Consider the following 11869-nt stretch of genomic DNA (forward strand, 5'->3'; position numbering starts at 1 on the left):
CGGGGGAATCGGTGGGACGAGAGGACGAGCGGGCGGGCCGCGCGGGTGCGGTCCGCCGCGCCGGCCTCACAGGAGGGACGGAGCGGCGGCGAGCAGCGTGCGGGTGTAGTCGTCCTGGGCGTCGGTGAAGATCCGTTCGGCGGTGTCATGCTCGACGACCTTGCCGTGGTTCATCACGATGATCGAGTCGGAGACGAAGCGGACGGTGCTGATGTCGTGCGAGATGAACACCAGGCCCAGGCCGAGCTCCCGCTTCAGGTCCATGAGCAGGTTCAGCACCTGGGCGCGCACCGACACGTCCAGGGCACTGGTGGGCTCATCGGCGACGATGATCTGCGGCTCGAGCGCCAGGGCGCGGGCGATCGCCACGCGTTGGCGCTGCCCGCCGGAAATCTGTCGGGGCAGCACCTCGAGGGCGGATTGCGGAAGCCCCACCAGGTGCAGGAGGTCCTTCACCCGGGCGAGGCGCTCCTTCTCCGTGCCGACGCCGTGCACCCGCAGGGGATCCATGAGCGTCTCGCGCACCGGGAGGCGGGGGTTCAGCGCCGTGGCCGGGTCCTGGAAGACCACGGAGACCGTGCGGCCGAGCTCGCGACGGCGCTCGCGGGAGCGGCTGAAGGGACGTCCATCGAAGCGGACCGTCCCGCTGGTCACCGGCTGCAGGCCGGTCATCACGCGAGCCAGGGTCGACTTCCCCGATCCGGACTCGCCGACGATGCCGAGCACCTCCCCGCGACGCACGGACACGCTCACGCCGTCGACGGCGCGGATCGTGTCGGGGTGCAGCAGGCTGCCGGTGCGGAGCTTGTGCACGACGTGCACGTCGCGCAGCTCGATCGTGGGCACGTCACCGGCGGTCGGAGCGGCCGGTGTCCTCGGAGCCGTGGTCTCGGTCATCGCAGTTCTCCTTCGAGGGGTGCGGGGACGTCGCCGGTGCTGGCCACGAGGTGGCTGGGTCCGCCGACCTCCAGCAGGCGCGGCCGCACGGTGGGATCGGCCGACGGATCCAGCGAGCGCGGGGCGAAGCGGTCGCCCAGGGCGAAGTCGCGCGGTGAGGGGACGGTGCCGGGGACCTGGTGCAGGCGCTGGGCGCCCGATTCGATCGACAGCACCGAGCCGAGCAGACCGCGGGTGTACTCGTGGCGGGGGTCGGTGAGCAGGTCGTGCTGATCTCCCTGCTCGATCACCTGCCCGGCGTACATGACGGTCACGCGGTGGGCGAGCTGCGAGACCAGGGCGAGATCGTGGCTGACGAACACCATCGCGAATCCCAGCTCCTCGCGCAGCGAGTTCAACAGATCCACGACCTGCTTCTGCACGGTGACGTCGAGAGCGGTGGTGGGCTCGTCGGCGATCACCAGCTTCGGATCACGGGTCAGGGCCATCGCGATGAGCACGCGCTGGCGCTGGCCGCCGGAGAGCTCGTGCGGGTAGGCGGCGAGCGTGCGCTGGGGATCCAGGCCCACCAGCTCGAGCAGGTCGGCCGCGCTGCGGGTGCCGCCGCGGCGGGTCAGCTGCGCCAGCTGCGAGCGGATCAGCATCGAGGGGTTCAGGGAGCTCAGCGCGTCCTGGTAGATCATCGCGATCTCGTGGCCGCGCAGGGCGTTCATCTTCTTGGTGGGCAACGAGAGCAGGTCGACGTCGCCCAGCATGATCTTCCCGCTGATCCGGGCGGTGCGGGGCAGCAGTCCCATGATCGCGAGGCTCGCGACGGACTTGCCCGAACCGGACTCGCCCACCAGGCCCATGGTCTCGCCGGGACGCACCTGGAAGGAGATGCCGTCGAGGATGTCGGTCTCGCCGTGGGCCTCCGGGAAGGCGACGTGCAGGTCCTGGACATCCAGCAGGGGCGGCGCGGAGGCATCGACCATCTCGCGCTCCGGGCGGGCGAGCTCGGCGGCGCGGAGCGCGGCGAGGGAGTCGTGCAGCAGACGCGTCGAGGTCTCCCGATCGGTCGCACCGAGCGCTGCGGGACGCTCGCCGGTCCCGGTCCAGGACTCGGTCCTGGGCTCGGAAATCCCGTTGCCGTCCGCGTCGACTGCGTCGTCTGCGTCGTCCGACGCCAGGGCCGGCGTCGCGGCGGCGGGCGTCGCCCGACCGGCCTGGGCGGCCTCCTCGGCGCCCACGTCGACCTTCGTGCGGATCCGCGGGCTGGCCATCGCATCCGTGAGGCCCTCGGAGAGGATGTTCAAGGAGAGCACGGTGAGCAGGATGGCGAGGCCGGGGAAGAACGTCGGCCACCAGTAGCCCGCCAGCAGCAGCTGCTTGCCCTGGGAGAGGATGTTGCCCCAGGACGGGGCAGGAGGCTGTACGCCCGCGTTGATGAAGGACAGCGAGGCCTCCAGCACGATGGCGTCGGCGACCAGGACGGTCGCGAACACCATGATCGGGGCGATGCAGTTGCGGGCCACGTGCTTGACCAGGATCCACGGGGTGGAGGCACCCATGACCTGCGAGGCCGCCACATAGTCCTCCCCGAACTGGGAGAGCACGTTGGCGCGCACCACCCGGGCCAGCTGCGGCACGTACAGGAAGCCGATCGCGAAGATCAGCACCGGCAGCGAGGTGCCGAACACGGCGACGAACACGGCGGCCAGGGCGATGCCCGGGAACGACATGACCACGTCGAGGGCCCGCATGAGGATCTCGGAGGGGAGCTTCGCAGCGGTGGCGGCGAAGGAGCCCAGCACAGCGGCGGCGGCCAGGGCGGCGGCGGTCGCGGCCAGACCGATCAGCAGCGAGGAGCGGGCGCCGTGGGCGACGCGCGAGAAGATGTCGCGCCCGATGGAGTCGGTGCCCATCCAGTGGTCGGCGCTGGGAGGCTGCACGGGGGTGCCGGTCGCGAGCGGACCGTGCGGGGCGATCAGCGGGGCGAAGACCGCCAGCAGTGTGAGCAGCACCAGGAACAGCACGGCGATGCGGCTGGGCAGGGGGAGGGCGGTGAAGGGGGCCAGGGGGCGGCCGCTGAGGGGCTGGAGGCGGGCTCCGAGCTTCGGTCGCATGTCAGATGCTCCTGATGCGGGGGTTGACGACGACGTACAGGAGGTCCACGGCGATGTTCACGAGGATGAAGGCGATGGCGACCACGAGGGTCACGCCCTGCACGAGGAACACGTCGTTGCGGGTGACGCCGTCGAGGATGAGCTGGCCCATGGCCTGGATGTTGAAGATGATCTCGATGACCACGGCGCCGCCCATGAGGTAGCCGACGCGCAGGCCGAGCACGGTGATCGGGGTGATCAGCGCATTGCGCAGCACGTTGCGGCTCACCACGATCGGGTACGGGATGCCGGCGCCGATGGCGGTGCGCACGTAGTCCCGGTCGAGCTCCTCGACCATCGCGGTGCGGACCACTCGGGTGAGCGATCCGGCGACGGGGATGCCCAGCGCCAGCGCGGGCAGGGCGATGTTGTTCAGGTAGACGCCGGGATCCTCGAAGAACCCGACCCAGCCGGAGACCAGCGAGGGGAAGAGGTACCAGCCGCCGGGGATGTCCCCGAGCCACTGGATCAGCAGCAGCGCGAGCCAGAAGGAGGGCGTGGCGAGGGAGGCCACGGAGAACACGCGGATCGCCTGATCCACCCAGCGGTCACGGAAGAGAGCGGCGAGCACACCGAGCACGGCCGCGAGCACGATCGCGATCACCAGACCCAGGAAGGTCAGCTGCAGCGTGATCGGCAGGGCCTTGGCGACGATCTCGGTGACCGGGGTGTTGCCGGTCGTGGTGCCGAGATCACCGCGGAACAGACCGCCGAGGAAGGAGAAGTAGCGCTCCATGAGCGGGTCGTTCAGGCCGTTGGCCTCGCGGTACAGCTCAAGAGCCTCCGGCGAGGCGGATTCACCGAGCGCACGGCGCGCGGGATCCTGGGGCGAGAGCGACATGATGACGAACACCAGCAGGGTGACGCCGAGGATCATGAGCGGAAGCGCGACGAGGCGCCGCCCGATGAGTCGGACGAATTGGGACACGAGGCCCTCCGGGGGTCGATCAGTGGGTCAGGAAAAGGGCCGACGGGGCCCGCGGGAGCCGACGGGGCGGGACGGATCCGTTCCGTCCCGCCCCGAGCGGGTCACTCCGCCGTCGTGGAGGCGACGTCGATGAAGCTCAGGCCCGTGAGCGAGATCGGCTGGAAGTCCACCAGCGTGGTGGGGTCCCAGGCCGTCGGGGCGTCGCGGTGGAAGAGCGGGTACAGCGGGACCTCCTCGGAGAGCAGGTCGAAGAGCTGTCCCCAGACCTGCTCCTGCTCGTCTTCGTCGACGGTCTCCAGGCCCTGGGTGAGCAGCTCCTGCACCTCGTCGTAGGAGTCCTGGCCCTTCCAGTGCATACGACCGTCGGTCCAGACGTCGGCGCCGTACCACCAGCGCAGCAGCAGGTCGGGGTCGTTGCCGAACACCGAGGGGTCGCCGGGGGCGACCATCACGTCGTATGCGTCGGGATCCCCGTCCACCGTGTTGTAGGCGTCGGCCGACTGCTTCTGCTCGAAGGACACGTCGATGCCGACCGCGGTGAGCGACTCCTGGATGATCGGGGTGCACTGCTGGACCCAGTCGTGATCGGTGACCAGCATGCGCAGGGAGGTCAGGCCCGTCTCCTCGAACAGGGCCTTGGCCTTGTCGGCGTCCAGGGAGTAGACCGTGGAGGCTTCCTTGTAGTTCGGGTGGTCCTTCTGCACGAAGCAGCTGGCGGGTTCCGCCTGGCCGCTGACACCGGTCTCGATGACCTTGTCCATGTCGATGGCGTAGAGGAACGCCTGACGGTTCCTCAGGTCATGGAAGGGGTTGTCCTCGGAGTTGTTGAACATCGCGAACAGCAGGCCGAAACCGCCGACGGACTCGACCTCCCCGCTGGAGTCCAGCTGGTCGATCGAGAGGTAGGGGACGGAGTCGATGGCCTGCACGGTGCCGGACTGGATGGCGTTCGTGCGGGTCGAGGCGTCCGGGATGATCTCCCAGCTCATGGTCTTTGCCTGGGCGGGCATCTGGCCGGTGTAGTCGTCGAACCGCTCGAACTCGATGACCTTGGAGGCGGCGCCGTTGTCGGTCATCTTCCAGGGGCCCGAGCCGATCGGGTCGGAGTCGAAGGCCTTGGGGTCCGCCTCGACGGCCTCCTTCGGCACGATCTTCACCGTCGAGAGCCGATCGCCGAACACGGCGGTGGGAGTGGAAAGGGTGAATGTGACGGTGGTGTCGTCCTTCGCGTCGACCGCCTCGATGAAGGGGATGAACTGCGCATACAGCGACGCGTTCTCCGGGTCCATGACCCGCTCGAAGGAGAAGACGACGTCGTCCGCGGTCACGGGGGAGCCGTCGTGGAAGGTGGCGCCGTCCCGCAGCGTCACGTCCACCGAGGTGGACTCGGCGGCGGGGATCTCGGTGGCCAGTGCCGGATAGGCCTCGCGGGTCACGGGATGCAGCTCGGTGAGGCCCTCGAGGGTGTGCCAGTTGACGGCGACCGTCAGCGCGGCCGAGGTGGTCATCGGGTCGTACCCGTTGGTGCCGAGCTCATAGCTGATGGCGGCGCTGAGATGGCCGTCCGGATCCGCGTCGCCGGCGGGAGCGCCGCCGCCGTCGGATCCGGCGTTGCCGCCGGCCTTCTTCGGGGCGCAGGCGCCGATGCCGGCCACGACACCCGCGGCGCCGGCGAGGGCGGCGGAGCCGCGGAGGAAGCTGCGCCGGCCGAGTCGATCGACGTGATTGATGATCACCGTTGATGCATCCCTTCAAGGAGTGGTCCCCGGCGCGTGCGGCGTCGGGTTCGGGGGAACGCCGTCCTCGCAGTCCGACGACAATCGCCACCCTGCGAAGATCAGACGTATGATGTCTGATGACCGGGACAGTACAGGAAGAGATCACTGATCGCCACCACGATTCCGGGATTCGATACGCAGCAGTGACCATCCGGGCCGACCTGCGGCCGCAGGGTCCGGCACGGCATGATGGAGCAGACGTCACAGAGGTGACGCTGCGCCGGGGGAGGAGACGACATGGTTCGCACCAAGGGGGCCGGCAACGGCACCGTCGAGCGCATCCAGGACCTGATCCTGGCCGAGGGGCTGGTGCCGGGAGACCCGATGCCCACGGAGACCGCGCTGTGCGAACGGCTCGAGATCTCGCGCTCCTCGGTGCGCGAGGCCATGCGCACCCTCGCGTCGCTGGACATCGTGGAGGTGCGCCACGGGCACGGGACCTTCGTGGGCCAGCTGTCCCTCGCGCCGCTGGTCGACGGGCTGCTGTTCCGTGCCCGGCTCGATGACGGCAACGACCTGCGGGCACTGCGCGAAGTGGTCGAGCTGCGCATCGCGCTGGATCTCTCGGTGGCCGATCAGCTCGTGGAGATCTATCGCGGCTCCGTGAACCCCGAGCTCGAGAGCCACGTGGCCGAGATGCGAGAGCTCGCCGGGCGCCGCCAGCCGTTCCCGGAGGCCGACGCGGCGTTCCACAACGCCCTGTTCTCGCGCCTGCCCAACAGCCTGCTGCGCCAGCTCGCCCAGGCCTTCTGGGAGATCCATACGACGGCGGTGCCGATGCTGAACATCGCCCAGGCGGACGACATCCTGGTCACCGTCGATGCGCACCAGGCCATGCTCACCGCCCTCGAGGCCGGCGACGCGGACGCATATCGCGAGGCGGTGGTCGAGCACTATCGACCGCTGGGACGCACGCTGGACGCCGCCGGTCGCGCCGAGACCGGTGCCGTCAGGGCCTGATCCCCGGACCGGAGCCTCCTGGCCCGCTCCGCGCGGGGTCCAGGACGATGCGGCCACCGATGACCGCGCGCTCGGAGGGATACCGTGGTGGCATGAACGATGCGGATGAGACCGGCCGACTTGCTGCACTGGACATCTTCCTGCCCTCGCCGCCGCCCGATGTCCAGCAGCAGGAGTCCTTCCTCGACGAGGCCGCTGCGCTCGCCGTGGCCGGCCACCCCATCACCGTCTACCTGCAGGACGAGGATGCCTGGGCCTTCGAGCAGTGCGAGCCGGTGCGAGCTCTGCTCGACTCCGCCGGGGAGGGCGCCCTCCCGGTGACCCTGCTGGGCCTGGACATCGTGGTCACGGCCGTCTATCCGACCACGGAGCAGATGCAGCGCTTCGCCGAGGCGGGCAACGAGGCTCGTGCGCCCCGCTCGGCGGCCGCCGCGGGCTGCGGGCCTGGCGGAGCCCCGGGAGCCCCGATGCCGCGAGAGGCGGGCGGCTTCGCGGCCCAGCTCATGGGCGCCGCCCCCGCTCCGGCGCGCCCTGAAGGGGGCCCGGACATCGGGTCGCGACGGAACCTCATGGGTGGGGACGTCGGAGACGGTCTTCCGAGGGCGACCGGCTCGGAGACGACGTCCGACTGCTCCTGCGGGGCCTGATCCGGCGGGGCGTCGCGCGTCCTCAGCTGCTCGTCACTGCGCGTCGGTCATCACTGCGCGACGCACGCTCTCGCGGAGCAGCGCTCGGCGGGAGTCATGGACTTCGACCGGTTCCTCCGCGGTCGCGGCATAGACATTGCTGACCGGCGACCAGGCCATGGACATACCGATGACCAGTGCCATGATGTCGAACGGCTCGCCGGCGCGCACCAGCCCCGCCCCCTGGGCGTCGGCGATGAAGCGCAGTTTCCGATCATCCAGCCTGTCCGGCTCGTCCACGAGGTGCCCTGCGGGGCGGCGTTCGAGGCGAGCCCATGTGGCCAGGCGGATGAGTGAGGGATGCTCCAGGTACTCGTCGTACAGGCGCACCGCCCAGTCCGGGAGGTCCGAGGAGTCGATCGGCACGACGTCCACGATCCGCTCCAGGGAGGCCCCGAAGATCGCATCGAACAGGCCCTCCTTGTTCCCGAAGTAGTCGTAGAGCTGAGCCTTGTTGGTGCGGGCGGCCGCCACGATGCGCTCCACCCGCGCCCCGGCGATGCCGTGCTGGGCGAACTCCTCCGTCGCGGCGTCGATGATGCGCTGCCGGGTCGCCGCGCCCCGCGCGGTCAGCTCCTTCTTCGTCATGGCTCCACTGTATTCAACAGAACGGTTTGTTTGCCGTGGTGGGTGAAGAGGCGCATACTTAACCAGACCGAACAGTCTGTTGTAGGGAGCGATGATGCGAAGCACTCATGCATGGGCAGCGGACGGATCGACGGCGACGCCCTCCACCGCGCTGCACAGGACCCTGGTCGAACGTCGTGACCTGCGGGCCGACGACATCGCAGTGCGCGTCGACTACTGCGGTGTCTGTCATAGCGACCTCCATGCGCTCCACGAGCACGGGGCGGGCGGCGGTGACGACTCCGAGGGGCCGCTGGTGCCGGGGCACGAGTTCACCGGCGTCGTGACGGAGATCGGTCCCGCGGTGCGCAGGTTCCGGGTCGGGGATGCCGTCGCCGTCGGCAACATCGTCGACGCGTGCCTGGTCTGCGACATGTGCACGGCGGGCCAGGAGAACTTCTGCCGGGAGTTCCCCACGCTCACCTACGGGGGAGTGGATCGCCGCGACGGGACGCCGACCCTCGGCGCCTTCGCGCGCGAGTACGTCGTGCGCGAGGACTTCGCCCATCGCCTGCCGAAGGGGCTGGACCCGGCGGCCGCCGCCCCGCTGCTGTGCGCGGGGATCACCGTGTGGGAACCGCTGCGGGCGCTCGCCGTCGGGCCCGGGGCGCGCGTCGCCGTGGTGGGCCTGGGCGGGCTCGGGCACCTCGCGGTGAAGCTGGCCGTGGCGCTCGGCGCCGAGACCACCGTCATCAGCCGCTCCGCGGACAAGTCCGAGGACGCGCGGCGGCTCGGAGCCGCAGATCTCCTGGTCTCCGGCGACCCGCAGGCCATGGCCTCGTCGCAGGGGCGGTTCGACGTCATCCTCGACACCGTGGCCGTCGCCCACGACCTCGCACCGTTCCTCGACCTGCTCGCACTCGACGGCGCCCTGGCGCAGCTCGGGTACCTCGGCCCCGTCACCATCGAGACCACGGACCTGCTGATCGGCCGCAAGAAGCTCACGTCGGGCGGCAGCGGGGGAATGGAGCAGACCGCGCAGCTCCTCGAATTCTGCGCGCACCACGACGTGGTCGCCGACGTCGAGGTGCTGCCGTCCGCGCAGGTCGAGGAGGCACTGGAGCGGCTCGCCCGTGGCGATGTCCGCTACCGGTTCGTGCTGGACCTGTCGGATCTCGACGGCCCGGGCTGAGCACTCGGGTGTCGCCGTCGCTCAGGCGAGCGAGCAGGCCACGCCGTTGAATCCGTGGTTGCAGTAGCCGTTCGGAACCTTCGCGAGGTACTGCTGGTGCTCGGCCTCAGCCGTGTAGTAGATGCCGTTCCCGGCCTCCGCCAGCGGCGTCAGCTCGGTGGTGATGCTGCCGCGGCCGGCCTCGTCGAGCGCGCGCTGGTAGCGGTGGGCGGAGTCGCGCACCACGTCGCCCTGGGCCTCGGACGTCCAGTACACGGCGCTGCGGTACTCGGTGCCCACGTCATTGCCCTGCCGGTTCGCGGTGGTGGGATCGTGCTGCTCCCAGAACGAGGTGAGCAGGGCGCGCAGCGTCTCGTGGCCGCCGGTGTAGATGACCCGCACGGCCTCGGCGTGCCCGGTCTTCGCGGAGAAGACCTCTTCGTAGGTGGGGTACGGCGTATATCCGCCGGCGTACCCGGAGGAGGTGGTGTGCACCCCCGGGGTCTGCCAGGCGATGCGCTCGATCCCCCAGAAGCAGCCGCCGGCCAGGATGATCTCCTCGGCGTCGACCGGCCAGGGGTGCGGCTCGACCGGGGAGTCGGGGCCGAGCATGTCGGTGCCCAGCACGAGGTGCTCGCGCGCGAGGGGGTAGGGGTACTGGTCCCGGCCTGGGAGGGCGGCCTCCGGCGTGACCATGTCCTTCTTGTGCCCGTACAGGAGATCCATCATCTGCCACATGGGGATCACGCTAGTCCTGTGTGCGCTGCCGGGGCAGTGGCCAGGGAGGCTTCTCACGCGCCGCTCGGGTGGGGAATAGGCGCGAGTCGCCGCATGGGCCCGAGGGAGCGGTGTGGACACGGCCGGGTTATCCACAACCGGAGGCGACCCGCAGCGGGGGAGGCGGGATGCCGCTAGTGTCACGGTGATCCATTGCACAGCTGGAAGGTTCCCGCATGTCCCGACGACTGCTCGCCGCCGTGGCCGCTGCCGCTCTCACGTGCGGGATCTCCGCCTGCACCGAAGGGCAGGAGAGTGCCCGGACCGATCCGCCGGCCGATGTCGTCGCCGACGCCCCGAGCGACGGCGGCGGCGAGTCGCCGGTCAGTGATGGCGGCGGGGATGCCGAGGGGGCCGACGCCGCTGGCGGCTCGACGAGCGCCGCGGCCGACCTCCCAGCTCCCGATCCTGCTGACTTCCCGGGTATGGACGAGAACACACCCGAGGGTGCTGAGCAGACGTTTCGGTTCTTTGCGGCTCATCTGATCTGGAGTTACCAGGCTGGTGACGTTGACGTGCTAGATAGTCTGTCGGGATCTGACTGCGATTTATGTAGAGGGAATGTTGAGCAAATCCGGAAGCTTGCTGATGATGACGAACTGTGGACGTCGGCAACTATTAAAGATGTGAATCTCGTCAGTGAACGCGACGATGAGGATTTTGATGTAATGGTGGCCTACCGTGCATCGGTGTCCGCGCATATAGAGCCATCGCTTGGGCGGAACGAGCGCGATGTTCCTGCCAGGGATTACGTTTTCGGTGGGGGAATGGTGTGGCATGGTGAGGGGTGGATTGTGTCCGATGCGTCATTGTCGATCGAAGATGTGTAAATGCGAAAAGCTAGGCGGTCGCCTGCATGTGGTGGCGATTTTGGTCGCAATAGCGTTAGCGGTCTGTGTCTACTCGGAAGTCCCGTCGGTCGCGTATGCAGAGTGTTCTACCGGAGGCGACTCGTCCGGTACTTCAATGTATGTCGAATCCGGGGATAGTCGGCTTGAATTATTTGCGGACAAGAAGGTGGCTAACTGTTCGGCAGATACTTCAGAATCGAGGGGAGCATCTACTGATGGCGGCGGTGTTCATGCTGCTCCCCAAGTGATTTCACGCGAGCTGGGCGTGAACAGCGAGTACGACTGTCTCGACCTGTACCCGGGTGCTGACGCTGGCGGGGATGCCACCGGCTGTTCGGGAACGACTAACGCGTGTGCGGCTGCCAACCTCCTCAATATCCTGTCGGGCGAGGGTGAGGGATACGTCAGTACGGAGACCGTCAGGGTCAGTGCCGATCAGTCCAGTGAGGAGCTGCTCGGGTTCGACTGCAGGGCGCGCGGAGGCACCCCGGAAGCGGGTGGAGGGGAAGCTGCTGAACCAGTGGTGATCACGGTGTCGTTGAGCGACTTCCAGGCGATGCCGGTGGAACCGCTGGTGGCCAGTGCTGGGCCGGACGACGGCTGGCTGCCGGTGCACATGGTCAATGTGCTCCATACCGACGACGAGATGCAGTCACTGGCGACCGAGGTGCTCGGGGTGCCGGTGGAAGTGCGAGCGATTCCTGTCTCGTTCCACTGGGACCTCGGGGACGGCAGCACGATCACGACGTCAACGGCGGGCGCCCCGTATCCGTCGGAGGAGATCACGGCGGAGTACGCGTTCGAAGGGTGGTACGACGTCACCCTGACCACGACGTTCAGCGGGCAGTTCTCCGTGGCGGGAGGTGAGTGGCAGGACATCGACGGCACGATCGAGGTGGCGTCGGATCCGGTCCCGATCTACTCGAAATCGCTCGAATCCCGGCTCGTGGACGGCGCGGTGCCGGTGGACGAGGAGGGCGACCCGTGGGTGCCCGAGCGCACCGCGGAGACCGAGGGCCCGCAGGACCCCGACGCCACGCATCGCGAGATCTGAGGCCGCTGCGCAGGGGAAACAGTGGGCTATGGAGGGGGACTGACCGCAGCCGCCGG

General features: G+C 68.9%; 11 protein-coding genes. 5 read left to right on the forward strand and 6 right to left on the reverse strand.

Translation table 11 applies throughout. The features are described 5' to 3' along the window. Window positions 1–66: 66 nt before the first annotated feature. The 4 genes from CIK71_RS04045 to CIK71_RS04060 form a co-directional block, all read right to left on the reverse strand. Window positions 67–897: an ABC transporter ATP-binding protein gene (locus CIK71_RS04045; protein WP_096163894.1), complete on the reverse strand. Its 831-nt coding sequence runs from the start codon at window positions 895–897 to the stop codon at window positions 67–69. Then, window positions 894–3002 (reverse strand): dipeptide/oligopeptide/nickel ABC transporter permease/ATP-binding protein, encoded by a 2109-nt coding sequence (locus CIK71_RS04050; protein WP_096163895.1) that lies wholly within the window; start codon window positions 3000–3002, stop codon window positions 894–896. Before CIK71_RS04050 ends, CIK71_RS04045 begins: the two co-directional genes overlap by 4 nt. Window position 3003: 1 nt before the next feature. After that, on the reverse strand, window positions 3004–3969 hold the full coding sequence (locus CIK71_RS04055) for an ABC transporter permease (protein ID WP_096163896.1): 966 nt from the start codon (window positions 3967–3969) through the stop codon (window positions 3004–3006). A 101-nt stretch (window positions 3970–4070) separates the two neighbouring features. Then, window positions 4071–5705: an ABC transporter substrate-binding protein gene (locus CIK71_RS04060; protein ID WP_096163897.1), complete on the reverse strand. Its 1635-nt coding sequence runs from the start codon at window positions 5703–5705 to the stop codon at window positions 4071–4073. Window positions 5706–5984: 279 nt separating this feature from the next. Between CIK71_RS04060 and CIK71_RS04065 the strand changes: the two genes are divergently transcribed. Together CIK71_RS04065 and CIK71_RS04070 are read left to right on the forward strand one after the other, a co-directional pair. Beyond that, window positions 5985–6707, forward strand: a complete 723-nt coding sequence (locus CIK71_RS04065; protein ID WP_096163898.1) for a FadR/GntR family transcriptional regulator — start codon at window positions 5985–5987, stop codon at window positions 6705–6707. Between the two features lie 92 nt (window positions 6708–6799). Continuing rightward, entirely contained in the window at window positions 6800–7354 is a 555-nt protein-coding gene (locus tag CIK71_RS04070; RefSeq protein ID WP_096164224.1) for an arsenic metallochaperone ArsD family protein, read from the forward strand. Window positions 7355–7387: 33 nt separating this feature from the next. On the opposite strand, the gene CIK71_RS04075 is transcribed toward CIK71_RS04070, so the two are convergent. Continuing rightward, window positions 7388–7981 carry a TetR/AcrR family transcriptional regulator gene (locus CIK71_RS04075; protein ID WP_096163899.1) on the reverse strand — a complete coding sequence of 198 codons (594 nt, stop codon included), beginning with the start codon at window positions 7979–7981 and terminating at the stop codon, window positions 7388–7390. A gap of 94 nt (window positions 7982–8075) precedes the next feature. On the opposite strand from CIK71_RS04075, the gene CIK71_RS04080 reads away from it, so the two are divergent. Continuing rightward, on the forward strand, window positions 8076–9152 hold the full coding sequence (locus CIK71_RS04080) for an NAD(P)-dependent alcohol dehydrogenase (RefSeq protein WP_096164225.1): 1077 nt from the start codon (window positions 8076–8078) through the stop codon (window positions 9150–9152). A 21-nt stretch (window positions 9153–9173) separates the two neighbouring features. On the opposite strand, the gene msrA is transcribed toward CIK71_RS04080, so the two are convergent. After that, window positions 9174–9869, reverse strand: a complete 696-nt coding sequence (gene msrA / locus CIK71_RS04085; RefSeq protein ID WP_096163900.1) for a peptide-methionine (S)-S-oxide reductase MsrA — start codon at window positions 9867–9869, stop codon at window positions 9174–9176. A gap of 215 nt (window positions 9870–10084) precedes the next feature. Between msrA and CIK71_RS17440 the strand changes: the two genes are divergently transcribed. Together CIK71_RS17440 and CIK71_RS17960 are read left to right on the forward strand one after the other, a co-directional pair. Next, window positions 10085–10738: a DUF6318 family protein gene (locus CIK71_RS17440; RefSeq protein ID WP_141393689.1), complete on the forward strand. Its 654-nt coding sequence runs from the start codon at window positions 10085–10087 to the stop codon at window positions 10736–10738. 136 nt (window positions 10739–10874) lie between these two features. After that, on the forward strand, window positions 10875–11813 hold the full coding sequence (locus CIK71_RS17960) for a PKD domain-containing protein (protein WP_245857282.1): 939 nt from the start codon (window positions 10875–10877) through the stop codon (window positions 11811–11813). Window positions 11814–11869: the final 56 nt, after the last annotated feature.

Source organism: Brachybacterium alimentarium, assembly GCF_002332425.1.
GTDB lineage: Bacteria > Actinomycetota > Actinomycetes > Actinomycetales > Dermabacteraceae > Brachybacterium > Brachybacterium alimentarium.